This window comes from Streptomyces sp. NPDC048523 (genome assembly GCF_043199815.1).
GTDB lineage: Bacteria > Actinomycetota > Actinomycetes > Streptomycetales > Streptomycetaceae > Streptomyces.
The window spans coordinates 738,339-761,477 of the sequence record NZ_JBICWQ010000003.1; the positions used below are offsets into that span (position 1 = coordinate 738,339).

The window sequence follows — 23,139 nt, forward strand, 5'->3', positions numbered from 1 at the left end:
CCGCCGTACGGGACGCCCATGGCTTCCGACGGCGGTCCGGACGCGGGCCGTTCGGCCACGCAGCCGGAGGAGCGCAAGACCGAGACCACGCTGACGACCCGGATCCGGATCAACATCCCCGGTTCGCGGCCCATCCCGCCGGTCGTGGTGCGCCAGCCCGTCGGGGACACCGGGAGTTCCGGCGACAGAGGTCCCGAGACCGAGGCGCCGGCGCCGAGTTCCGCGCCGTCCACGGGCACCGTCGAAGTGCCCGCCGAAGCCGGCCAGCCCGGCGCCGACGGGAAGCCGAGCGACTGGTTCGCGCCCCGCAAGTCCGGCCCCGCCAAGGGGCCTCAGGGCGGCGGAGCCACCAACGGGGCCGGTCTGCCGGGCGGTTCGGCCGCGGGTGCGTCCGGAGCGGGTGCGTCCGGAGCGGGTGCGACCGGCGCGGGTCCGACCGGCTCGGGTGCCGGTGGTCCCGGCGCGTCCGGTCCCCGTCACGGTGGTGCGCGTTCCGGGGCGGGGCGCCCCGGTGGGGTGGTCGGTTCCATGAGCGTGCCGGGCGGTTCCCGTCCGGGCGCCACGAACGGCGCCGGACTTCCGGGCGCCACCGGCGGTCCGGTGGCTCCGGGCCACGGTGGCGGCACGGGCTCCTTCGACGTCACCGAGGCGCTGAACGCCGGCCCGCGCGGCACCGAACCCCGCCGCGACGAGCTGCCGTACTTCGCCGAGAACGGCTCCGGCGGCACGGGCGGGGAGCAGGGTCAGGGCGGCTTCGGCGCACAGAGCGGCCCCGGCGGCCCCGGCGCCCAGAACGGCCAGATCGACTACGGCGGCGGCCAGGGCGGTCAGATCGACTACGGCGGCGGCTTCGGCGGACCGCAGGGTCCCGGTGGCCCGGGCGGCTCCCAGGGGCCCGCGGGCCCGACGGGCGGCCCGGTCACCGGCGACGGCCCGGTCGTGCCGCCCGCCGGACCGGACCCCTTCGCCAGGGCTGAGTCCTTCGGCGGCGAGTCCTTCAACGGTCCCGACGGCTTCGGCGGTCAGGGCGGCCAAGGCGGTCCCGGCGGCCCGGGCGGAAACCGCGGTCCGGCCGGCCAGTCCGCTCAGGGCGCTCCCGGCGCCCTCGGCGGCCCGGGCGGTCCCGACGGCTACGGCGGCCAGGCCGGTCAGGCCGCTCAGGGCGGCCCCGGCACCCTCGGTCGGCCGGGCGGCCCCGGCGCCCCCGCCCCCGGCGGTGCTCCCGGTGCCGGTCTCGGCCCCCATGGCGGCCTGAGCGACGACACCGCGATCCTCACCCCGCAGAAGCCGGCCCCCTCATCGGGCGCTCCCGGCTACGGCGCCCAGGACAACGTCTCCGGGCACACCGTCACCAGCGGCATGCCGGTCGTACCGTCAGGTACCCGGAGCGCCCCCCGCGGGCCGGCCACCGACGGCCGTACGCCCCCGAAGCTGCCCGACACCGCGACGCAGGAGGCCCCGGCCGCCGCGTCGAAGAAGAAGAAAAAGAAGGGCCGCAGCAAGCTGGCGCTGCTCGGCGGCACCGTGGTCCTCCTCGGCGTCGGTGCGTACGGCGCCGGTCTCCTGATGAACCGGTCCGACGTGCCCAAGGGCACCACCGTCCTGGGCGTGGACATCGGCGGCGGCACCCGTGACGACGCCGTCAAGAAACTCGACGACTCCCTCGGCGACCGCGTGAACCAGGCCCTGAAACTGTCGGTGGGCGGCGACACCGTCTCGCTCAAGCCGGACCAGGCCGGGCTCCAGCTCGACGACCAGGCCACGGTCGCCGCGGCCGCGAAGAGCGACTACAACCCGGTCTCCGTGATCGGCTCCCTCTTCGGCAACCACCGGGTCGTCGACCCGGTCATGCCGGTCGACGAGGAGAAGCTCCAGGCGGCCCTGGAGGACGCCTCCGGCGGCGCCGGCTCGGCGACCAACGGCACGATCAAGTTCGTCAACGGCAAGGCCGTCGCCGTGTACGGCAAGGCGGGCAAGGGCATCGACGTCGCCAGGTCGACCACCGCGGTCGAGGAGGCGTACCGCACCCAGGTGGAGACCGGCACCGCAGGGTCGGTCACGCTGCCGACGACCACCAAGCAGCCGTCGGTCTCGAACGCCGAGGTCGACCGGATGATGAAGGAGTTCGCGAAGCCCGCGATGTCCGAGCGCGTCACCATCCGGACCGACGCGACGCACAGCATCGACTTCGGCTCGCTGTCCCTGCCGAAGATCCTCGGCTTCAAGGCGGTCGGCGGCAAGCTCGTGGAGACGTACGACCTCGAAGCGCTCAAGGAGGCGTACGGCACCACCTTCGCCGGGGTGCAGATCAACGGCGCGAGCGGCAAGCGCGACGTCCTGCCGCAGGATGTCGCCTCCGCGCTGGGCAAGGCGCTGCGCGGCAAGACGGCGGCCGATCGCATCGTGGTCATCGACACGAACCCGAGCTGACCGACCAGCGAGAACCGCACCGGAGTGCCGCCCGACATGACATCTGTCATGCGGCACTCCGGACGGCCGACACTGCCCGCCACCGCACCCGCGGAGCCACCATGACCGTATGACAACGACAAGCCCGGTGGTCGAGTTCGACCAGGTGAGCAAGGCATACGGCGAAGTACGGGCCGTGGACGGACTGACCCTGACCCTGCGCCCGGGGGAGACCGTGGCGCTGCTCGGCCCCAACGGCGCCGGCAAGTCGACCACCCTCGATCTGCTGCTCGGCCTCAAGCAGCCCGACAGCGGCAGCGTCCGTCTCTTCGGCACCACCCCGCGTGAGGCGATCGTCGCCGGACGCGTGGGCGCGATGCTGCAGAGCGGCGGCCTGATGGACGAGGTCACGGTCGCCGAACTGGTACGGCTCGCCTGCGCCCTGCACCCGAAGCCGTACCGGCCCTCCGAGGTGCTGGCCCGCGCGGGCGTCGCCCAGATCGCCGACCGCAAGGTCAACAAGCTCTCCGGCGGCCAGGCCCAGCGGGTCCGCTTCGCCCTCGCGACCGCCGGCGACAGCGACCTGGTCGTCCTGGACGAACCGACGACCGGCATGGACGTCACCACCCGCCAGGCCTTCTGGGCCACCATGCGCGAACAGGCCGACCAGGGCCGTACGGTCCTCTTCGCCACCCACTACCTCGAAGAGGCCGACGCCACCGCCGACCGGGTGCTCGTCCTGCACCGGGGCCGCCTCCTCGCCGACGGCACCGCCGCCGAGATCAAGGCCAAGGCGGGCGCCCGCAGGATCGCCTTCGACCTGGAGGGCACGATCGACGAAGTCACCCTGCGGAACCTGCCCTTCATCAGCACCGTCGCCGTCTCCGGCCAGACCGTCCGCATCCAGTCCACCGACGCCGACGCGACCGTCCACGCCCTCTACGGCCTCGGCGTCCACCCCCGCAACCTCGAAGTCGCCGGGCTCGGTCTGGAGCAGGCCTTCGTCGCCATCACCGCCGCCGAGGAGGCGAAGTCGAAGTGAACAGCCTCATCAAGCTGGAACTCACCCGCGCCCTGCGCAACCGCAAGTTCCTGTTCTTCTCGGTGCTGTACCCCTCGCTGCTGTTCCTGATCATCGCGGGCAACGCCGACAGCACGACGAAGGTCGACGGCACGGGCCTGACCCTGCCGACCTACATGATGGTCTCGATGGCCTCCTTCGGCGCCCTGACCGCCGTCCTGATGGGCAACAGCGAGCGCATAGCGAAGGAACGGGAGGGCGGCTGGGTACGGCAGTTGAGGCTGACGACCCTCCCCGGGCGCGGCTATGTCCTCGCCAAGACGGCGAGCGCGGCCGTGGTGAGCCTGCCCTCGATCGTGGTCGTGTTCGTCGTCGCCGCGGCCGTGAAGGACGTACGCCTCGACGCCTGGCAGTGGCTCGCCCTCACCGGCGCGATCTGGGCCGGAAGCCTCGTCTTCGCCGCGCTCGGCGTCGCCATCGGCTACCTCGCCACCGGTGACGCGGTCCGCCCGATCACGATGATCACCTACTTCGGGCTCTCGATGCTGGGCGGCCTGTGGATGCCCACGACGACCTTCCCGCAGTGGCTCCAGGACATCGCCGAGTGGCTGCCCACGCACGCGTACGCTGCCCTCGGGCAGGCCATCGAGCAGAGCCGCGCCCCGCACGCACAGGACATCGCCATCCTGGCCGTCTCCTTCGTCCTGTTCGCGGGCGGCGCGGCCTGGCTGTACCGGAAGGACACGTTGAAGGCGTGAGCGCGATGACGGACGAGCTGGGCGGGGACGAGGAAGCGCGTGCGGAGCGGCTGGTGCGCATCGGCCAACCGCCCCGCAACCGGGCCGAGGTCATCCGCAAACTGGTGTGGATCGTGCCGTGGCTGGTCTTCCTCGGCTCACCGGTGCGCGACCTGGCCTCCGGCCACCACACCGGCTCGGCCACCGCGGCGGGCTGGGCGGGCCTCACGGTCTTCACCGGCACCTATCTGGCGCTGGTCTTCCGGAACATGGGCCGGGCGTTCCCCGGCCGGATCGTCTGCGCCCTGGTCGGTGTGCTCTGGCTGCTCGCGATCGTCCTGACCCTGAGCCTCGGCGGCTCCTGGCTCGGACTGTTCGTGTACGTCTCCGTGGCCTGCGGTGTCACCTTCCCCCTCCGGGCCGCGTACTGGGCGATTCCGGTGAACACCCTCTCGCTGATGCTGGTGGGCCTGCGCACCGACCCGGACTCGGCCTGGGGACTGTTCCTCGTCGTGCTGCTCGTCGGCTACTCCATGACCGGCGTCCGCCAACTCGTGCGCACGACCGTGGAGTTGCGCAAGGCCCGCGCGACCGTCGCCCAACTGGCCGCGAACGAGGAGCGGCTGCGCCTCGCCCGTGACCTGCACGACCTCCTCGGCCACTCCCTGTCCCTGATCACGCTGAAGAGCGAGCTCGCGGGCCGGATGCTGCCCGGCCATCCCGACAAGGCCGCCCAGCAGGTCGCCGACATCGAACAGGTCAGCCGCCAGGCACTGGTGGACGTGCGCGAGGCCGTCACCGGATACCGCCGGCCACGCCTCGCCGGCGAACTGGCGGGCGCCCAGGTGGCCCTGACCGCGGCCGGGGTCACCGCCCAGCTCCCCACCGAACCCGACCTGGCCGATGTCCCCGAGGAGAGCGAGTCGACGCTCGCGTGGGCGCTGCGCGAGGCCGTCACCAACGTCGTACGGCACAGCGGGGCCCGGCGCTGCACGGTGGAACTGCTGCGCCGCCAGACCCTCGACGGTCCGGTGCTCGAACTCTCCGTGGAGGACGACGGCTCCGGAGGCTCGGGAGGCGGCCCGGGCAACGGTCTCACCGGTCTCACCGAGCGCCTGGAGAAGGCGGGCGGCACCCTGGAGGCCACCGGCACCCGGCACGGCTTCCGCCTGGTCGCCCGTGTGCCCGCCGGCCCCGCGGCCGACGTAGGATCCGCCTCATGACGAGCCGCACGATCAAGGTCCTGCTCGCCGAGGACCAGTCGATGGTCCGCGAGGCCCTGGCCGCCCTGCTCGGCCTGGAGGACGACATCGAGGTCGTCGCCCAAGTGGCCCGCGGCGACGAGGTCCTGGCGGCGGCCCGCGCCCACGACATCGACGTGGCCCTCATGGACATCGAGATGCCGGGCGCGACGGGCATCGAGGCGGCGGCCCAGCTCCACAGGGAACTCCCGGCGGTCAAACTGGTCATCCTCACGACCTTCGGCCGCCCCGGCTATCTGCGCAGCGCGATGGAGTCGGGCGCCGACGCCTTCCTCGTCAAGGACGCCCCGGCGGCCCAACTGGCGCAGGCGGTACGCAAGGTGCTGGCGGGGGAGCGGGTCATCGACCCCACGCTCGCGGCGGCGGCCCTGGCGGACGGCGCGAACCCGCTGACGGACCGGGAGCGAGAGGTCCTGCGCGCGGCGGCCGACGGCTCCACCAACGCGGAGCTGGCGCGGACCCTCCACCTGTCCCAGGGCACGGTCCGCAACTACCTCTCGACGGCGATACAGAAGCTGGCGGTACGCAACAGGGCGGAGGCGGTCCGGATCGCGCGGGAGAAGGGCTGGCTGTGACCCACTCAGGGGCGCGGGGAACTGCGCGACCAGCCACAACGGACCGGTAGGCGCCAGGACGGCCTCAGTTCAGCCTCGCTCGCGCGGCCTGGGCCTGCTGCCGCAGACGGTCCGCCGCGGCCTCGTCCACCGCGGCCACCACCCCCGCGTACGCCTCCAACTCCCCGGCGCCCTCGACGAAGTCACCGCGCTGCACCAGCAACTGCGCCCGCTCGTACCGCAGTCGCGCCGGATGGGAGGGGAGCAGCAGGGCCAGCTCCACGGCCCACAGGCCCACATCGGACCGTTCGGGCCGAGTCGCGGCCCAGGCCCGGACGTTGTTCAGAATCCGCTGCACGACCTCCAGCGGCTCGGCGGGACCCAGCATCGCGGGATCCAGCGAACCCCCCGTCGCCCCGGCGACCAGCAGCTCCGCGTCACCCCCGCTCAACACCCGCCCCCCGTCGAAGGGATCAGCCAGGACCTGCTCCTCCGGCGGCCCGAACCCCACCACGAAATGCCCCGGCAGAGCGACCCCGTACACGGGAGCTCCCGCCCGCCGGGCCACCTCCATCCACACCACCGACAACAGGATCGGCAACCCCCGCCGCCGTACCAGCACCTCGTGCAGCAACGAGGACTCCAGCCGCTGATAGTCCGCGGCGGAGCCGCGAAACCCGCACCGGTCGCCCAGCAGCTCCCGCAACGACACCGCCCAGGACCGCGGCCCGCCCGGCCGGAACGGCAACTGACCGGCCAGCGCGTCGAGTTCGATCTGGGCCGCGTCGATGCCGGCCTCGTCGAGCGCCCCGTCGGCCTGCGCCCCCACGAGCAGGCACAGCGCGGACAGATCGGGCCGCTCGGACCGCGCCTCTTCGGCGAACCGCCTCCGGAGCTCGGCGGAACGTTCGGGCGGTGGTGGAAACGGGGGACGCATAGCTGGCTCGTGCCCTTTCGCGGCGATCGCTACCGCGTCCCGCCGGAGACGTCCGGTTCGCGGTAGTGGTGGTAGGCGTGGTGCGCGGCGAACCCCATCCGGTCGTACAGGGCCCGCGCACCGGCGTTGTCCGACTCGACCTGGAGCCAGGCGGCCGACGCCCCCTCTTCGAGGGCGCGCTGGGCCAGCGCCGCCATCACGGTCGAGGCCAGCCCCCGTCGCCGTAGCGCGGGATCCACCTCGACCGCGGCGAACCCGGCCCACCGGCCGTCCACGACACACCGTCCGATCGCGGCCGGCGCTTCCTCGCCGGGGACGGTGGCGAACCACACCGACGGCCCGCTTCCCAGGACGCGCAGGGCCACCTCGCTCACCCCCTTGCGCTGATAGCGCGCCAGCCAGTCGGCGTCGGCCTCCCGGGACAGCACGACCTCCCCGGCCTCCGTAAGGTCCGCGACCGGCGCCAGTGCCCCGGTCCACAGCTCCGCCGTCACCTCCCGCGTCCACCCGCGCGCCTCCAACTCCGCACACAGCACCTCCTGGGTGCCCGCGGCGCCTGTCGCGGTCTGGACGTACGCCGGCAGACCGCGGTCGCCGTACCACCGGCGTACGGCGGCCAGCGCCTCGTCGAGCGGCAGGCCGGGGTCGCCGAGCGGCAGGACGGAGTTGGCGCGGCGGGTGAAACCGGAGGCAGCACGCAGCTCCCACTCGCCGAGCCACTCGCTCTCGACGGGCCGCCAGCCGCGCGCGGTGATCCGGGCCAGCTCCTCGTAGGAGGCGGCCGGGCCCCGGCGGCGGGCCGGCTCGGCGGGCACGATCTTGCCCGCGACCAGCGCGGATTCCGCGATACGGACGCTCCGGCCGTCCCGGCGCGTGATCAGCAGCACACCGTCGTCCCATGATGTGAGAACACCGACCGTGTCGGTGAACTTCTCCCCGGTGTCGGCGGTTTCGTCCAGGCACCGTACGGAGACCCGTTTGCCCACGTCAGCGGCGGAGATACGGACGACGAGACGTCCCGCGGCGGAGATTTCCACAGGTCAGTTCACCCCTCCTGTTCGGATCGTGCCCAAGAACGGAGATACTAGGGGCGGGCATCGACGACGCCGCGCTCCCGCGCGCCAGGCGGCGGAGCCTGAGGAGGCCCGCCAGCGCCCAATGGAGGAGGAACGACAGCGTGACCTACGTCATCGCGCAGCCTTGTGTCGACGTGAAGGACAAGGCCTGCATCGAGGAGTGCCCGGTCGACTGCATCTACGAGGGCTCCCGGTCCTTGTACATCCACCCGGACGAATGCGTCGACTGTGGTGCCTGTGAGCCGGTCTGCCCGGTCGAGGCGATCTTCTACGAGGACGACACTCCGGACGAGTGGAAGGACTACTACAAGGCGAACGTCGAGTTCTTCGACGAGCTCGGCTCGCCCGGCGGCGCCAGCAAGCTGGGTCTGATCGAGCGGGACCACCCGTTCATCGCCGCGCTGCCGCCGCAGGCCTAGCCGTCCGCTTCAGCGGCCCGCACCTCGTGCCGCCTCGGTCCCGTACGGCCTGATCGCCTCCGATCGTGGCCGTACGGGGCCGAGGCGTTTGCCGTACGACCCGAAAGTGAGCCCGAAAGCCGTGTCCGCAGTCTCCGACCGCCTTCCCACCTTCCCCTGGGACAAGCTGGAGCCGTACAAGAAGACGGCCGCCGCGCACCCCGGAGGCATCGTCGACCTGTCGGTCGGCACCCCGGTCGACCCGGTCCCCGATCTCGTGCAGAAGGCCCTGATCGACGCGGCGGACTCCCCGGGCTACCCGACGGTCTGGGGCACCCCGGCCCTGCGCGACGCGATCACCGGCTGGGTCGAGCGGCGTCTGGGCGCCCGCGAGGTCACCCACCGCCACGTCCTGCCGATCGTCGGTTCCAAGGAACTCGTCGCCTGGCTCCCCACCCAGCTGGGCCTCGGTCCCGGCGACCGGGTCGCGTACCCGCGCCTGGCCTACCCGACGTACGAGGTCGGCGCGCGCCTGGCCCGCGCCGAGTACGAGGTCTACGACGACCCCACCGAGCTGGACCCGGCGGGCCTGAAGCTCCTGTGGCTCAACTCCCCGTCCAACCCGACCGGCAAGGTGCTGTCGAAGGACGAGCTGACGAGGATCGTCGCCTGGGCCCGGTCCCACGGCATCCTGGTCTTCTCCGACGAGTGCTACCTGGAGCTGGGCTGGGAGGCCGACCCGGTCTCCGTCCTGCACCCGGACGTCAACGGCGGCTCCTACGACGGCCTCGTGGCCGTCCACTCGCTGTCGAAGCGGTCGAACCTCGCGGGCTACCGAGCGGCCTTCCTCGCGGGCGACCCGGCGGTCCTCGCGCCCCTCCTGGAGATCCGCAAGCACGGCGGCATGATGACCCCGGCGCCCACCCAGGCCGCGGTGGTGGCGGCCCTGGGCGACGACACCCACGTCCGCGAACAGCGCGAGCGCTACACGGCGCGCAGGGCGCTGCTCCGCGAGGCCCTCGTGAACCACGGCTTCCGCATCGAGCACAGCGAGGCCAGCCTCTACCTGTGGGCGACCAGGGACGAGTCCTGCTGGTCCACGGTGGCCCACCTGGCCGACCTGGGCATCCTGGTGGCCCCGGGCGACTTCTACGGCACGGCCGGCGAGAGGTTCGTACGGGTCGCGCTGACGGCGACGGACGAGCGGGTGCGGGCGGCGGTCGAGCGACTGGCGTGACTCGCTCCGGACACGACGACCGGACACGGCGAAGGGGCCCGGGGGATTCCCCGGGCCCCTTCGCCGTGCGCTGGGTACTAGCCGATGGGGAGGCTCTTGACCGGCAGGGTGTCCGCCGACGGCAGGCCGCCGCCCTTTCCGAGGGAGTCGGTCGGCAGGCCGCCCTTCGTCGCCGTGGACGCGGTGTCGCCGAGGACGCCACCGGCGGAGCCCGCGGCCTCGCCCGCCGTCTTCTGCGCGACCGGCGTCGCCTTCTTCACGGCCTTGCCGCCGGCCTTGCCCGCGGACGGCACCGCCTTCTCGACGGCCTTGCCACCGGTCTTGCCCGCGGTCCCGGTCAGGTTCTGCGCCGTGCCGTCCACCGTGTTGCCGACGTGCGCCCCGTCCAGAGCGGTCAGCCCGCCGAGGTTCGGAGTGGCGGGCAGCGCGGCGGGGGCCGCACTGGCGGAGCCGGCCGCACCGACCCCGGCGGCCGCTCCGGCAGCGACGAGCAGCGCGGCACGGGCGATCCTGCGGGTCAGGGGGAGGGACATGTTGCTCCTTCGACGGAGGAAACGTTGCTAGGACGCCGTGACTACCGCTCGAAGCCGACGAAGGTTGCGGACGCGCAACGTAAAGAGTTGGCAATGCGTCGCATTATCACCTGCGGATAAAAACGGGCAAAAAGCTTCCGGTCTGAAAGTCCGCCGAATCCTCGCAGCCCTGTGATCACAAGGGATTTCGCGGATACGGGGGTGAGATGGCGAAAACCTGCGCACACCCGCTCCGGCGGCGGCCGGACATGACCCTTCCGGGTGATCGTCCGAACTACCGTGCCGTCAGTATCCGCACCGAGCCGGTACCGCCTTCGCCGCCCGCGGTACGCCACTGGCTGTCGGTGCTCCCGGCCGTCCACTGCCGTCCGGCGTAGGAGACCCGTTCGATGTGCAGGGCCGAGGAGTTGGCGACCGCCCAGTGGGCGAGCTGCCAGCCGCGTTCCCCGAGGCTGCGGCCGGACTTCGGGTCGGTGTCCGCACGCACGGGGAGGGTCACGGTGCGCGCGTCGGTGGTGGTCGGCGTCGGGCTCGGCGCCGCCTTGCCGCCCACCTCCGCGGCGGTCGTCTCCAGCGCGTCGCGCCCGAAGTCCCGAACGAGGGCCGACCGCACCGCGTCGGGGCCCGTGGCGGGGGCCTGGGTGCCCGTGTCGGCGGCCCGGGCGGCCTGGGTGGTGTCCTGGCGGCCGTCACAGGTGAGGGTGGCCGCCGAGGTGCCGGTGAGGGCGGCGGCCAGCAGCTCGGCGTCCGGCTCGTGCTTGGCGTACGCCTCCGGATAACCACTGCGCTGCACGCGCTGGGCGGCGACGGTCAGCGGAAGGTCCTGGTAGCCCCGCACCTTGACCAGGTGCTTGTAGAACTCGCCCGCCGCGTACGTCGGGTCCAGGATCTCCTTCGGAGTGCCCCAGCCCATCGAGGGCCGCTGCTGGAACAGCCCGAGGGAGTCACGGTCGCCGTGCGTGATGTTGCGCAGCCCCGACTCCTGGATCGCGGTGGCGAGCGCGATGGCCACGGCCCGCTCCGGCAACCCGCGCCCGGTGCCGACCGCGGTGATCGTCGCCGCGTTCACCGCCTGCTCGGGCGTGAACTCGTACGACGGCCCGTCCGCGCTGCCGGAGACGACTTTGCAGCTCGGCCCGTCGCTGCCTCCGGTGACGTACTGCACCACGAGGTAACCGGCGACCGCGCACAGGACCACGAGGGCCGCCCCGAAGCGGAGGAGACGGCCACGGCGTTTGCGAGTAGGGGGCAACGGCTCTGGCATCCGGACAAGATACTGGAGAGTACTGAGACCTCTGCGCCGGATGTGGACAGTGGGCGCGGACAGCGGGGCGTTAGGGTCGGGAGCATGGCCGACACCCCTCTTGACCTTTCGCTGGACGCAGCTCAGCTCACCGCGCAGCTCGTCGACTTCCCCTCCGAGAGCGGCACCGAGAAGCCCCTCGCGGACGCGATCGAGAGCGCCCTGCGCGCCCTGCCGCACCTGACGGTCGAGCGCCACGGCAACAACGTCGTCGCGCGCACGAACCTCGGCCGCCCGGAACGCGTCATCCTCGCCGGCCACATCGACACCGTTCCCATCGCGGGCAACGTCCCCTCCCGCCTCGACGACGAGGGCTACCTGTGGGGCTGCGGCACCTGCGACATGAAGTCCGGGGTGGCGGTCCAGCTGCGTATCGCGGCGACGGTCCCCGAGCCCAACCGTGACCTCACCTTCATCTTCTACGACAACGAAGAGGTCGCGGCCCACCTCAACGGTCTGGGGCATGTGGCCGAGGCCCACCCCGAGTGGCTGGAGGGCGACTTCGCGGTCCTGCTGGAGCCCACGGACAACCAGGTCGAGGGCGGCTGCCAGGGAACCCTGCGGGTGCTGCTGACGTTCAAGGGAGAGCGTGCGCACTCCGCGCGCGCGTGGATGGGGTCCAACGCGATCCACAAGGCCGCTCCCGCCCTCGCGAAGCTGGCCGCCTACGAGCCGCGCAAGCCGGTGGTGGACGGCCTGGAGTTCCACGAGGGGCTCAACGCCGTACGGGTCGAGGGCGGCGTGGCCACGAACGTCATCCCCGACTCCTGCACGCTGACGGTCAACTTCCGTTACGCGCCGGACCGCAGCGAGGCCGAGGCGGAGGCCTTCGTGCGGGACTTCTTCGCGGACTGCGGGGTCGACGAGTTCATCGTCGACGACCACACCGGCGGGGCCCGCCCCGGCCTCACCCACCCCGTCGCCCAGGCCTTCATGGCCGCGGTCGGCGGTGTCGCCCGCCCCAAGTTCGGCTGGACGGACGTGTCCCGCTTCAGCGCGCTGGGCGTGCCCGCGGTCAACTACAGCCCCGGTCAGCCGCTGCTCGCGCACAAGGTGGACGAGCGGGTGAAGGCGTCGCTGATCCCGCAGGCGGAGGAGAAGCTGAGGGCGTGGCTGACGTCCTGAGGACGCCTCCCGCGCGGTTGCGCCCCGTGGCGCTTCATGGCGGACACGCGGACGTCCCCCCTCCGTAACCCGCGTAGATCTACGCTGAGATGGAAAGACCAGGCAAGCGGAGGGAGCGCACATGGCTACCGGGAACCCCGAGGGCAAGAAGCAGCCGCCGGAGGAGCAGCGCCTGGGACCTGTCCTCCGCAGGCGGGGACAGGTCACGGCGAGCACCACCGACCAGCGCCTGCTGGACGCGGGCGGCCCCTCGGACTGGGTCCACACCGACCCCTGGCGCGTCCTGCGCATCCAGTCGGAGTTCATCGAGGGCTTCGGCACGCTCGCCGAACTCCCGCCCGCCATCAGCGTGTTCGGCTCCGCGCGGACGCCTGCGGACTCTCCGGAGTACGAGGCGGGCGTGCGGCTCGGCAGGGGCCTGGTGGAGGCGGGCTTCGCCGTGATCACCGGCGGCGGCCCCGGCGCCATGGAGGCGGCCAACAAGGGCGCCTGCGAGGCCAACGGCACCTCCGTCGGCCTCGGCATCGAGCTCCCCTTCGAGCAGGGCCTCAACCCCTACGTCGACATCGGGCTCAACTTCCGCTACTTCTTCGTCCGCAAGATGATGTTCGTGAAGTACGCGCAGGGTTTCGTGGTCCTGCCGGGCGGACTCGGCACCCTCGACGAACTCTTCGAGGCCCTGACCCTCGTCCAGACCCAGAAGGTCACCCGCTTCCCGATCGTGCTCTTCGGCAGCGAGTACTGGGGCGGCCTCGTCGACTGGCTCAAGAACACCCTGATCGCCCAGGGCAAGGCGTCGGAGAAGGACCTGCTGCTGTTCCACGTGACGGACGACGTGGACGAGGCGGTGGCGCTCGTGTCCAAGGAGGCGGGCCGCTAGCCGTGCGCACCGGCCAGGACCGGGGGTTGCGCCCCCGGTCCTAGGCCAGCCCCCTGCGGGCCACCGCCGGAGGCCGGTGTCCCGCGATCGACGCGACCATGTCGAGCACCTGCCGCGTCTCCGCCACCTCGTGCACCCGGTACACCTGTGCCCCGAGCCACGCCGACACGGCCGTCGTCGCCAGGGTGCCCACCAGGCGCTCCTTCACCGGCCGGTCCAGCGTCTCCCCGACGAAGTCCTTGTTGGAGAGGGACACGAGCACCGGCCAGCCGGTCTGCGTCATCTCCCCGAGCCGTCGCGTCGCCTCCAGGCTGTGGCGGGTGTTCTTGCCGAAGTCGTGCCCGGGATCGATCATGATCGACTCCCGCGGCACGCCCAGTCCCGCCGCCCGCTCGGCCAGTCCCACGGTCACCCGCAGGATGTCGGCCATGACGTCGTCGTACGTCACCCGGTGCGGACGGGTGCGAGGTTCCGAGCCGCCCGCGTGCGTGCACACCAGGCCCACCCGGTGGCGCGCCGCGACCTCCGCGAGCCTCGGATCCACGCCGCCCCACGCGTCGTTCAGCAGGTCGGCCCCCGCCTCGCAGACCGCGTCGCCGACCTCCGCCCGCCAGGTGTCCACGCTGATGATCACGTCGGGGAAGCGCCGCCGGACCTCGGCCACGAAGCCGACCGTCCGCCGCGCCTCCTCCTGCGCGGTCACCTCTTCGCCCGGGCCGGCCTTCACCCCGCCGATGTCGACGATGGCAGCCCCCTCCGACACCGCCTGCTCCACGCGCGCGAGGGCCGGCTCGTCGCGGAAGGTCGCGCCCTGGTCGTAGAAGGAGTCCGGGGTCCGGTTCACGATCGCCATGATCACCGGCTCGTGCGCGTCGAATTCACGCCTGCCCAGCCTGAGCATCGCCTGTGACCTCTCCTAGTACGTCCTGCACATCCGCCGCCTGCGACCCTAACTGTCCGACTCGCATGGCACGATCGGACCCTGACACATTCGACGCCGGTGGCCGGCCGCCGGCAGGGACCCTGGGGACCTCAGCGATGGTTATGTTCTTGTTCCTGGTCATCGCGCTCGCGGTCGTGGTCGCCGCGGTGACGCTCGCCGTGGTGGGCGGCGGCGACAGCGACGGCCCGCTGCCCGACGTCGCCCCCGAGCGGCTCCAGGACCCGCTGCCGCTGGACCGACCGGTCAACCGCGCCGACATCGACGGCCTGCGCTTCCCGCTGACCGCCCGCGGCTACCGCATGGCGGACGTCGACGACGCGCTCAGCCGCCTCGGCGCCGAACTCGCCGAGCGGGACGCCCGGATCGCCGACCTGGAGTCCGCGCTGGCCGGCGCCCGGGCCGCGGCCCACGTCGCCCTGCACAAGCCGGAGCACGGCCACGGGGAGCAGCAGTGAGCGTCGGCACCGCCCTGGCCGGCCCGGACGGCGCGCCGCGCTGCCCCTGGGCCCTGTCCACGCCGGACTACGTGACGTACCACGACGAGGAGTGGGGCCGCCCGGTCCACGGCGACGACGCCCTCTACGAACGCCTCAGCCTGGAGGCCTTCCAGTCCGGTCTGTCCTGGATCACCATCCTGCGCCGCCGTGAGGGCTTCCGGGCCGCCTTCGCGGGCTTCGAGATCGCCAAGGTGGCGGCCTTCGGCGAGGCCGACCGCGACCGCCTGCTCCTCGACCCGGGAATCATCCGCAACCGCGCCAAGATCGACGCGACGATGGCCAACGCGCGCGTGCTGGCCGAATGGGCCCCCGGCGAGCTGGACGAGCTGATCTGGTCCCACGCGCCCACCTCGCACGTGGTCCCCAAGATCCTGGCGGACGTTCCCGCGGTCACCCCGGAGTCGACGGCCCTGTCGAAGGCCCTGAAGAAGCGCGGTCTGCGCTTCGTGGGCCCGACGACGGCGTACGCGCTGATGCAGGCGTGCGGACTGGTGGACGACCACCTGGAGACGTGCGTCGCGAGGGGCCGCTGAGCCCTACCGGCCCAGGTACTCGGGCGTCTCCTTGTTCACGAAGGCCCGCACCGCGATCGCGTGGTCCTCGGAGGCCCCCGCCCGCGTCTGCAGCTCGTCCTCCTTCTCCAGCGTCTCCGCCAAGGTGTGCGACAGCGCGTACGCGAGGGACTCCTTGATCGCGCCGTACGCCACCGTCGGCCCCTCGGCGAGGGCACGTGCCACCTTCTCGGCCTCCGCGGGCAGGTCGGTGGACGGCACGAGACGGTTCACGATCCCCAGGTCGTGCGCGTCCCGGGCCGACATGGTCCGCGGGAAGAGCAGCAGGTCGGCGGCGCGACCCGGCCCCACCACGCGCGGCAGCGTCCACGAGATCCCGGAGTCCGCGGTCAGCGCCACCCCCGCGAACGACGTGTTGAACGCGGCCGTGTCCGCCGCCACCCGGTAGTCCGCCGCGAGCGCGAGCCCGAAACCGGCGCCCGCCGCGACCCCGTTCACCCCGGCCACCACCGGCTTCGGCATCTCCGTCAGCGCCCGCACGACCGGGTTGTAGTGCTCCTTGACCGTGCTCATGACCTTCGCCGAGCCCTCGGCGAGCAGCCCGATGTGCTCCTTGAGGTCCTGCCCCACGCAGAACGCCCGCTCCCCGGCGGCAGTGAGCAGCACGGCCCGCACGGAGTCGTCCGAGGCCGCCGACTCCACGGCCTCCCGCAGCGCGACCTTGGTGGCGATGTTCAGTGCGTTCATCGCCTCCGGCCGGTTCAGCGTGATCGTCGCGAGCCCGTCGTGCACCTCGTAGAGCACGGTGTCGGCCATGGCGTATCCCCTCCGGTGTGTCCACTGCGTCGATGTCCGAAGGACAGCATGGCGGAGATCGTCGTCCGAGGACCGGACCGGACGTGTGACCTGCGTCAAAGAATTCAGGAGCGCTCATGGCCGGCCGGGATCCGCGCGGCGGCGGAGTATCGCAGCCACTTCGCCGAATTGAGTGGTTTTGCTCGCGCGCGTTGCCCAAGCGATGCCGACTGATGTTGGTCATCGGGTCCTGAGATGCGGGATAATGGCTGGGAAGCAATGTGTTCGATGCCGGTGGCGCGTGTCCCACTTGGACCCGCGTGCCCTCCCAGGGCTGTCGGCTTTGACGATGAGCTGGTTTCAGGAAGGGGAACGAGCATGGCGGCCATGAAGCCGCGGACGGGCGATGGCCCGCTCGAGGTGACCAAGGAGGGGCGGGGCATCGTCATGCGCGTTCCGCTCGAAGGCGGCGGTCGGCTCGTCGTCGAGCTGACCCCTGACGAGGCCGACGCCCTGGGCGACGCCCTCAAGAAGGTCGTCGGCTGAGCGGACGCGACCATACCCTTTCGGCTGCCCCGGCATCTCCTGAGGTGCCGGGGCAGAGGTCTGCCCGGGCGATGCCACGAATGGCGGTACGGCCCTCACTCGCTCGAAGTTCTACCGCTTGACCGCGCAGAGCAGTCCGTCACCCACCGGCAGCAGCGACGGCAGCAGCTCCTGGCTCTCGCGTACGGCCCGCAGCAGCTCCCGCAGGCGCAGCACCTCCGTCGGCTGGGGACCCGAGTCCACCGTGCGGCCGTTGGCGAAGACGCCCTCGAAGACCACCAGGCCACCCGGCCGCAGCAGGCGCAACGATTCAGCGAGATAGTCCATGACCTCCTGCCGGTCACCGTCGCAGAAGACGAGGTCGTAGCCGGCGTCGGCGAGACGGGGCAGGACGTCCAGGGCGCGGCCCGGGATGAAACGGGCCCGGTTGCTGGCGAAGCCACAGGCGCGCAACGCCTGGCGGGCGAACTGCTGGTGCTCCGGCTCGGGGTCGACGGTGGTCAGCACCCCGTCCGGGCGCATCCCGTGCAGCAGATGAATGCCCGACACGCCGGTCCCGGTGCCGATCTCGGCGACGGCTTTGGCGTCCACGGAGGCGGCCAGCAACCGCAGCGCCGCGCCCGTGCCGGGCGACACCGAGCGCAGCCCCGCCTCACGGGCCCGGTCACGGGCCCAGCGCAGTGCTTCGTCCTCGGCGACATAGGCGTCGGCGAACGCCCAGCTCGTCTGCCGGTTGCCGGTAATGACCCTCTCCTTGCCCCGTGGTTGCCTGGGCGTGACTGTATCCGTTGGCGTCGGGAACCCGCAGATGGGACCGGGCGTTTAGAGGGGTGGAGACGCACCCGGGGGGACACAGTTGGATCACGAAGCCGAGCGGGCCCTCGAGCAACTGCTGACGCAGGGGACCGAGTGGTATCAGCCCAGATCAAATTCTCGTAAAACCGCTTATCCGGAGCTAACGGGCGAGGTGGCTATGGTAGGGGCTCCACTGGAGACAACCAGAGCCGACAGGGGAGGTGCGGCCGCGCCTGAGGATCGTGGGGGAGTGCTGCGGCGCTTCCTCGGATCGGCGGGCAGGCCGAGATCCGTGAACGACACCGCTGACCACAGCCACGCCGGCGACTACGCCCAGACCGCGACCTTTGCCACCGACGCGGACGGGCAGGCGTGGACTCCGCCCACCTGGGAGGAGATCGTCAGCACGCACAGCGGGCGCGTCTACCGCCTCGCGTACCGCCTCACCGGTAACCAGCACGACGCCGAGGACCTCACGCAGGAGGTCTTCGTCCGCGTCTTCCGCTCACTGTCCACGTACACGCCGGGGACCTTCGAGGGCTGGCTGCACCGCATCACCACCAACCTCTTCCTGGACATGGTCCGCCGCAAGCAGCGCATCCGCTTCGACGCCCTCGGCGAGGACGCGGCGGAGAGACTGCCCAGCCGTGAGCCGTCGCCCCAGCAGGTCTTCAACGACGCCCACTTCGACGCGGACGTCCAGCAGGCCCTCGACACCCTCGCGCCGGAGTTCCGCGCCGCGGTCGTGCTGTGCGACATCGAAGGGCTGTCGTACGAGGAGATCGCCGCGACCCTGGGCGTCAAGCTCGGCACCGTCCGCTCGCGGATCCACCGCGGCCGTTCCCAGCTGCGCAAGGCCCTCGCGCACCGCTCGCCCGAGGCCCGCGCCGAGCGCCGCTCCTTCATGGCCCGGGTCCCCGCGCTGGGGGGAGGGGGTGCATCCGCGTGAGTGGATCACTGCCCAAACCCGGCGAGGGAAGCCTCGCGGAACAGCATCTGGGGGACCGGCTCGCCGCCCTGGTGGACGGCGAGCTCGGTCATGCCACGCGCGAGCGTGTCCTCGCGCATCTCGCCACCTGCCCGAAGTGCAAGGCGGAGGCGGACGCCCAGCGCCGCCTGAAGAACGTCTTCGCGGAGGCCGCCCCGCCACCGCCCTCCGAGAGCTTCCTGGCCCGCCTCCAGGGCCTGCCGGGAGGTGACCCGGAGGACGGCGACGGCTCGCCGTTCGGCGGGGGAGGATTCGCCGGACTGTCGGGGCGACCCGGCACCACCGGGGCCTTCGGCGTAAGACGTGGCGAGCGCTTCGCGTTCGACTACGTCCCCGCCCGCCCGCACGCCGCGGTGCTCCCGCCCTCCACCGGCCGGGGCTTCCGCATCCATGACGTCAGCCGTCACGAGGCCGACCGCTCGGCCTCGCGCGGCATGCGGTTCGCGGTCGTCGCCGCCGGGGCGGTCTCGCTGGCCGCCATCGCGCTGGGCGGCGTCACCACGGGCGTACCGGGCGACACCGACGCCCGCGGGGCCGGCAGCAATGTGACCCCGGCGCGCGCACCGGGCACGGCAGCCGCGGTGCCGGACAACCAGCGCCGCCGTGGCGGGGGCTCGCTGCTCGCGCAGGACCAGGACCAGGGACGGGCCCAGGGACAGCGGATGCCGGGTGACACCCCCGTCGCCCCGACCACGGCGTCCGCACCACTGCTGCCGGGTATCCCCGCGCAGGTGCGGGAGGCAGCGCTGCACACCCTTACGGCGCCCGTGGTCGCCGGTGCCGCCGCGATGTCCCCTCTCATACGTCCGCTCAGTGCCACCCCGCCGCTCACCCTGACGTCCTTGTCCACGACCCCGGACCTCACCGCCGCCGGTCTCCTCGCCGCACCCGTCCCCCCCTCCACGTCAGCGCCCACGCCCCCCAGCGCCACCCACTGACCGGCGCCCTGCCCGGCGGCGCACGAACCCGGACCGCCCCGGCAGGGGCCGACGGTGCCTTCCTGCTCGGAGGACGGGGGCCGGGGCCCGGGCTCTCCGGGTTGACTGAAACCTCACAGAGACGCTCCCGAGCCCGGTCCCACAAGGCAAACAACCCGGAAAACCGCGTGCCCGCCCGCATTCGGAGCGTCCGGGACAGTACCCGTCGTACGGGATCCCCAGGTACCGTGGACCCGGCCCGGACCACGGAAGACCGCACAGACCACCGAGGGCCGAGGACCGAGGACATCGCAAGGAGCTTCAGGTGTTCAATGACATAGGACCGCTCGAGCTGATCACGCTCGTTGTCCTCGCCGTGCTCGTCTTCGGTCCGGACAAGCTCCCGAAGGTCATCCAGGACGTCATGCGGACCGTGCGCAAGATCCGCGAGTTCTCGGAGAGCGCCAAGCAGGACATCCGCTCGGAGCTGGGCCCGGAGTTCAAGGACTTCGAGTTCGAGGACCTCAACCCCAAGACGTTCATCCGTAAGCAGCTGGACAACGACGAGCTGGGTCTCAAGGAGATCCGCAACGGCTTCGACCTGAAGAAGGAGATGGCCGAGGTCACCGACTCCGTGCACAGCACGGACACGTCGACGTCCGCCTCCTCGGGTGGCCGGATCGACATGACCAAAAAGCCCGACGAGCCCGGCAAGGACGACCGCCCGCCCTTCGACGCGGACGCCACCTGAGCCGTAGTTCCACGGAAGGCGCCTGCCGAGCAGTTCAGCTCGCGGGCGCCTTTTCCCGTCGTACGTGACGCGTCTCATACTCCGCCCGCACCCCGTACGGCCTGCGTACGGCCCGAAGCCACCCCCCGTGCGCCCCGCGCGCCGGGCGGTTTCCCCGCAGCTCGGAGCGGTGTGGCTATGCTGCCGAGTTGTTGTGCGGGCCGACGCGAACCAGCGACGCCGCCCGAAGGGGGGCTGGCCGGTCCGGTCCGACGAGAGCTAGTAGGAGGCGTCCGGCACATGGAGACGACGAGTGGGGCAGTCGCGCAGGCGCCGGCCGCGGAGGGTGGCCAGCAGGTTCCCTCCGCCCGGCGCACGGTCGACGGCTACCTTCAGGCGCCCTTCCCGTGGTACGGCCTCGACGAGGCGTTCACGGGGCCGCGCTGGCTGATGCAGGTCGGCACGTCGGCCGACGGGGCCGTCGAGCACGGGTCGATCGGACACGGCGACGAGCCCTCCGTGAAGAACGAGGCGGGCTCCACGGGGGAGTCGAAGGAGAAGTTCGCGGTCGTGGTGACCGTCGCCGCGAACCCGTCCCGCAGGAGCGCGGACGGCACGGGTCTGCTGGAGGCCACGTCGGTCTCCTCCGCCGCCTGGCTGGCCGGGGTGGGCCTGCTGTCGTTCACCTGGCCCGGGCAGATGGACCACTCCCTGCGCGACGACTGGCTGGACCAGCAGACCGAGACGGCCTGGGTCCTGGCGGACGACCTCGAAGGATCCGACTGGTCCACCCTGTCCCTCCCGGTGGACGGCGTGCCCACGCCGTTCCACTACCGGGAGTCGGAGTTCGGCTGGGTGCTCGCGGGCTCCACGCAGGAGGGGGTGCACGTGGGGGCGTACGGGAGAGGTATGAGCGCGTACGGGCTCGGGTTCGCGATGATCAAGGACATCTCGGCGTACGCCTAGCGCACGGTGGGGCACCGGGGTTCCCCGCGGTGCCCCATGACCGTCCTATCGGCCCAGTCGTCGCCGTACCCGCCGGATCTGGCGGTTGTCGGCGACCGCGTCGAGGAGCCGGCGTCCCGTGCCGGCCTCGTGGGCCGGACCCTCGAGACGCAGCAGGGCGCCGTCGCGGACGACGGCGTACGCGAGCGGGGCGTCGGTCTTCGGCAGGCCGACCGGGTGGCGTCCGGCCGGGAGCCTGAGCCGGGCGGGCAGCCGCAGTACGGCCGTCGTCCCGTCGTTACCGGGGACGAGCTCTGCGTCCACCGTCAGGGCGGACACGGTGACCTTGAGGCGAGCGGGGCCGCTGGAGGCCGCGGACGCCACGTACGGCAGCGGGAGCGACCGCTCCCCGCGCCCGGAGTTCGCCGCGGCGGCACCGGCCGTGTCGGAACCGAGTCTGCGCTGGCGCTGGTCCACGTCGAGGGCGAGCTGACCGCTGCCCGTCCAGTACGGCAGCGAGAGCCGACCGCCGGTCAGCGCCGGGCCAGCGGCCGGGGTTCCCGGGGTGCCGTCGCCGGTGAGGCGGACCATTCGGTCGACGCCCAGCAGCTGGACGTACGCCCACACGTCGTGCACCCCGCGCTCCAACGGCCGCCCGCCCGCGAGCCGTTCAGGGTCGAGCAGCAGCCGCCCGGACGCGACGAGCCGGGAGCGCCCCTCGCCGCAGGGCTCGAGCCGCACCTCCAGATCGCCCTCCGGGTACCACCAGTCCTCGCGGTCACGGTCCTTGACGACCAGTTCGGCGTACGCCAGCCGGAACGGATCGCGGACCTCCCAGCCGTCCTCGGTCCCCGGCACCCCGGCGAGCAGCTCCGGGTCCAGCCACCGCTTCCCGTCCCGCTCGACGAGCACCAGCGGCTCGCCGTCCCCGCGCAGCAGGTCCAGCGTGACGTCGGCGACCAGCCGGCCGTCCTCCCACCGCAGTCCGCTCACAGCGCTGCGGGCCTTGACCTGACGGACGCGCTCGGCGAGGGCCACGGCTCCGTCGAAGTCACCGCGTTCGAGGAGTTCGGCGCGGAGCCGGGACACGGTGGGCAGCCCTTCGCGCACGGCCGCGGGGAACTCGGTCAGCGCCAGTTCGCGGGCGGCGTCGAAGCGGGGGCGCTGGTCGGCCGGGTCCTCGCGGAGGATCTCGGGCTCGCGGGTGCGGGAGAGGATTTCGACGTGGTAATTGCGGTGCAGGAGGCGGTTCTGGAGGGCATCGACGTCGTCCGAGGCCTCAGTGCCGTCCTTGATCTGGCGGACGATGGTACGGACGTTGTTCCAGAAGCCGAACCGGGGGGCGAACCGATGCTGGGTGTTGTTGCCCCCGTCCTCCCGCTTCATCCAGTAGTAGCAGGGGTAGTCGGTGAGGATCGAGATGCGTTCCGCCTTCAGATAGGCGGCGCTGACGAAGAGCATGTCCTCGAAGAACCACGGTCCCTCGGGGAACTGGAGGCCGTGCTCCTCGACGAAGGCGCGTCGGAACATCTTGTGCGGCGTCATGCTCTGCATGAGTTCGTCGTTCTCGATGGTGCAGGCGTCCACCGTGTGCCGGAACAGCCGCCGGGGCCGCACCATCGTGCTGGACATCTTGCCGAGGACCACGTCGGCGTCATTGCGCTTGGCATGCTCGTACAGCCGCTCCAAGGCCTCTGGCCCGAGCGTGTCGTCATGGTCGACGAACTGGATGTACTCGCCCTTGGCGTGCCGCATGCCGAGATTGCGCGGTGCGCCCGGCCAGCCGGAGTTCGGCCGGGTGTGCACCTGGACGTTGGTGTGCGCGCCGGCGATCTTCTCCAGCCGGGTCAGGGTGTCGTCCGTCGAGCCGTCGTCGACGTAGATGACCTCGTACTCGTCGGCGGGCAGACTCTGCCCGAGCAGCGACGGCGCGCACTCGTCGACGTACTTCCCGGTGTTGTAGACGGGGACGACGACGCTGACTTTGACTCTCGGCATT

24 protein-coding genes are annotated in these 23,139 nt (G+C 72.0%); 16 read left to right on the forward strand and 8 right to left on the reverse strand.

Translation table 11 applies throughout. The features are described from left to right. Positions 1-18 precede the first annotated feature (18 nt). The 5 genes from ACGFWE_RS19250 (at position 19) to ACGFWE_RS19270 (ending at position 6,004) form a co-directional block, all read left to right on the forward strand. Entirely contained in the window at positions 19-2,430 is a 2,412-nt protein-coding gene (locus tag ACGFWE_RS19250; RefSeq protein ID WP_393600550.1) for a hypothetical protein, read from the forward strand. Between the two features lie 109 nt (positions 2,431-2,539). Next, a complete protein-coding gene (locus ACGFWE_RS19255) occupies positions 2,540-3,451 on the forward strand; it encodes an ABC transporter ATP-binding protein (RefSeq protein ID WP_393600551.1) in 912 nt (303 codons plus the stop codon). Further along, complete coding sequence (locus ACGFWE_RS19260; protein ID WP_352390334.1) at positions 3,448-4,188, forward strand: ABC transporter permease; 741 nt, start codon at positions 3,448-3,450, stop codon at positions 4,186-4,188. Before ACGFWE_RS19255 ends, ACGFWE_RS19260 begins: the two co-directional genes overlap by 4 nt. Positions 4,189-4,193: 5 nt before the next feature. Then, the gene (locus ACGFWE_RS19265; RefSeq protein WP_393600818.1) at positions 4,194-5,390 is read left to right on the forward strand and encodes a sensor histidine kinase; all 1,197 of its coding nucleotides are present in this window, start codon (positions 4,194-4,196) and stop codon (positions 5,388-5,390) included. After that, a complete protein-coding gene (locus ACGFWE_RS19270) occupies positions 5,387-6,004 on the forward strand; it encodes a response regulator transcription factor (protein WP_352390333.1) in 618 nt (205 codons plus the stop codon). The genes ACGFWE_RS19265 and ACGFWE_RS19270 overlap by 4 nt, the downstream gene beginning before the upstream one ends. A gap of 64 nt (positions 6,005-6,068) precedes the next feature. Here the strand turns inward: ACGFWE_RS19270 and ACGFWE_RS19275 are convergent, their stop codons facing one another. Then, the gene (locus ACGFWE_RS19275) at positions 6,069-6,920 is read right to left on the reverse strand and encodes a transglutaminase-like domain-containing protein (protein ID WP_352390332.1); all 852 of its coding nucleotides are present in this window, start codon (positions 6,918-6,920) and stop codon (positions 6,069-6,071) included. A gap of 29 nt (positions 6,921-6,949) precedes the next feature. Then, entirely contained in the window at positions 6,950-7,957 is a 1,008-nt protein-coding gene (locus ACGFWE_RS19280; protein WP_352390331.1) for a GNAT family N-acetyltransferase, read from the reverse strand. 140 nt (positions 7,958-8,097) lie between these two features. Here ACGFWE_RS19280 and fdxA point away from each other — a divergent pair, with 140 nt between their 5' ends. Continuing rightward, entirely contained in the window at positions 8,098-8,415 is a 318-nt protein-coding gene (gene fdxA, locus ACGFWE_RS19285) for a ferredoxin (protein ID WP_007384503.1), read from the forward strand. Between the two features lie 121 nt (positions 8,416-8,536). Next, the gene (locus ACGFWE_RS19290) at positions 8,537-9,631 is read left to right on the forward strand and encodes a bifunctional succinyldiaminopimelate transaminase/glutamate-prephenate aminotransferase (protein ID WP_352390330.1); all 1,095 of its coding nucleotides are present in this window, start codon (positions 8,537-8,539) and stop codon (positions 9,629-9,631) included. Positions 9,632-9,708: 77 nt separating this feature from the next. Here the strand turns inward: ACGFWE_RS19290 and ACGFWE_RS19295 are convergent, their stop codons facing one another. Together ACGFWE_RS19295 and ACGFWE_RS19300 are read right to left on the reverse strand one after the other, a co-directional pair. Continuing rightward, the gene (locus tag ACGFWE_RS19295; RefSeq protein ID WP_352390329.1) at positions 9,709-10,164 is read right to left on the reverse strand and encodes an ATP-binding protein; all 456 of its coding nucleotides are present in this window, start codon (positions 10,162-10,164) and stop codon (positions 9,709-9,711) included. Positions 10,165-10,438: 274 nt separating this feature from the next. Continuing rightward, positions 10,439-11,428: a heavy metal transporter gene (locus tag ACGFWE_RS19300; RefSeq protein ID WP_393600552.1), complete on the reverse strand. Its 990-nt coding sequence runs from the start codon at positions 11,426-11,428 to the stop codon at positions 10,439-10,441. A gap of 84 nt (positions 11,429-11,512) precedes the next feature. Here ACGFWE_RS19300 and dapE point away from each other — a divergent pair, with 84 nt between their 5' ends. Together dapE and ACGFWE_RS19310 are read left to right on the forward strand one after the other, a co-directional pair. Further along, on the forward strand, positions 11,513-12,592 hold the full coding sequence (gene dapE / locus ACGFWE_RS19305; RefSeq protein WP_352390327.1) for a succinyl-diaminopimelate desuccinylase: 1,080 nt from the start codon (positions 11,513-11,515) through the stop codon (positions 12,590-12,592). A 121-nt stretch (positions 12,593-12,713) separates the two neighbouring features. Continuing rightward, the gene (locus ACGFWE_RS19310; protein WP_057610047.1) at positions 12,714-13,472 is read left to right on the forward strand and encodes a TIGR00730 family Rossman fold protein; all 759 of its coding nucleotides are present in this window, start codon (positions 12,714-12,716) and stop codon (positions 13,470-13,472) included. 40 nt (positions 13,473-13,512) lie between these two features. Here the strand turns inward: ACGFWE_RS19310 and folP are convergent, their stop codons facing one another. Continuing rightward, on the reverse strand, positions 13,513-14,373 hold the full coding sequence (folP, locus tag ACGFWE_RS19315) for a dihydropteroate synthase (protein ID WP_352390326.1): 861 nt from the start codon (positions 14,371-14,373) through the stop codon (positions 13,513-13,515). Positions 14,374-14,516: 143 nt separating this feature from the next. Between folP and ACGFWE_RS19320 the strand changes: the two genes are divergently transcribed. Both ACGFWE_RS19320 and ACGFWE_RS19325 read left to right on the forward strand, forming a co-directional pair. Further along, positions 14,517-14,870, forward strand: a complete 354-nt coding sequence (locus ACGFWE_RS19320) for a DivIVA domain-containing protein (protein ID WP_352390385.1) — start codon at positions 14,517-14,519, stop codon at positions 14,868-14,870. Next, the gene (locus ACGFWE_RS19325; RefSeq protein WP_352390325.1) at positions 14,867-15,445 is read left to right on the forward strand and encodes a DNA-3-methyladenine glycosylase I; all 579 of its coding nucleotides are present in this window, start codon (positions 14,867-14,869) and stop codon (positions 15,443-15,445) included. The genes ACGFWE_RS19320 and ACGFWE_RS19325 overlap by 4 nt, the downstream gene beginning before the upstream one ends. Positions 15,446-15,448: 3 nt before the next feature. Here ACGFWE_RS19325 and ACGFWE_RS19330 read toward each other — a convergent pair whose 3' ends face one another. Then, positions 15,449-16,240, reverse strand: coding sequence for an enoyl-CoA hydratase-related protein (locus tag ACGFWE_RS19330; RefSeq protein ID WP_352390324.1), 792 nt, complete (start codon positions 16,238-16,240; stop codon positions 15,449-15,451). A 357-nt stretch (positions 16,241-16,597) separates the two neighbouring features. On the opposite strand from ACGFWE_RS19330, the gene ACGFWE_RS19335 reads away from it, so the two are divergent. Continuing rightward, positions 16,598-16,765: a DUF3117 domain-containing protein gene (locus ACGFWE_RS19335; RefSeq protein ID WP_003966491.1), complete on the forward strand. Its 168-nt coding sequence runs from the start codon at positions 16,598-16,600 to the stop codon at positions 16,763-16,765. 111 nt (positions 16,766-16,876) lie between these two features. Here ACGFWE_RS19335 and ACGFWE_RS19340 read toward each other — a convergent pair whose 3' ends face one another. Continuing rightward, the gene (locus tag ACGFWE_RS19340; RefSeq protein ID WP_352390384.1) at positions 16,877-17,575 is read right to left on the reverse strand and encodes an O-methyltransferase; all 699 of its coding nucleotides are present in this window, start codon (positions 17,573-17,575) and stop codon (positions 16,877-16,879) included. 235 nt (positions 17,576-17,810) lie between these two features. Between ACGFWE_RS19340 and sigE the strand changes: the two genes are divergently transcribed. The 4 genes from sigE to ACGFWE_RS19360 all read left to right on the forward strand — a co-directional run bounded on the left by sigE (position 17,811) and on the right by ACGFWE_RS19360 (position 21,161). Next, positions 17,811-18,509, forward strand: coding sequence for an RNA polymerase sigma factor SigE (gene sigE, locus ACGFWE_RS19345; RefSeq protein WP_037943029.1), 699 nt, complete (start codon positions 17,811-17,813; stop codon positions 18,507-18,509). Then, positions 18,506-19,486 (forward strand): anti-sigma factor family protein, encoded by a 981-nt coding sequence (locus ACGFWE_RS19350; RefSeq protein ID WP_393600553.1) that lies wholly within the window; start codon positions 18,506-18,508, stop codon positions 19,484-19,486. The genes sigE and ACGFWE_RS19350 overlap by 4 nt, the downstream gene beginning before the upstream one ends. Before the next feature lie 304 nt (positions 19,487-19,790). Next, positions 19,791-20,216 (forward strand): sec-independent translocase, encoded by a 426-nt coding sequence (locus ACGFWE_RS19355; protein WP_393600554.1) that lies wholly within the window; start codon positions 19,791-19,793, stop codon positions 20,214-20,216. Between the two features lie 279 nt (positions 20,217-20,495). After that, on the forward strand, positions 20,496-21,161 hold the full coding sequence (locus ACGFWE_RS19360) for a hypothetical protein (RefSeq protein ID WP_352390320.1): 666 nt from the start codon (positions 20,496-20,498) through the stop codon (positions 21,159-21,161). 45 nt (positions 21,162-21,206) lie between these two features. On the opposite strand, the gene ACGFWE_RS19365 is transcribed toward ACGFWE_RS19360, so the two are convergent. Further along, a complete protein-coding gene (locus ACGFWE_RS19365; RefSeq protein ID WP_393600555.1) occupies positions 21,207-23,138 on the reverse strand; it encodes a glycosyltransferase family 2 protein in 1,932 nt (643 codons plus the stop codon). Position 23,139: the final 1 nt, after the last annotated feature.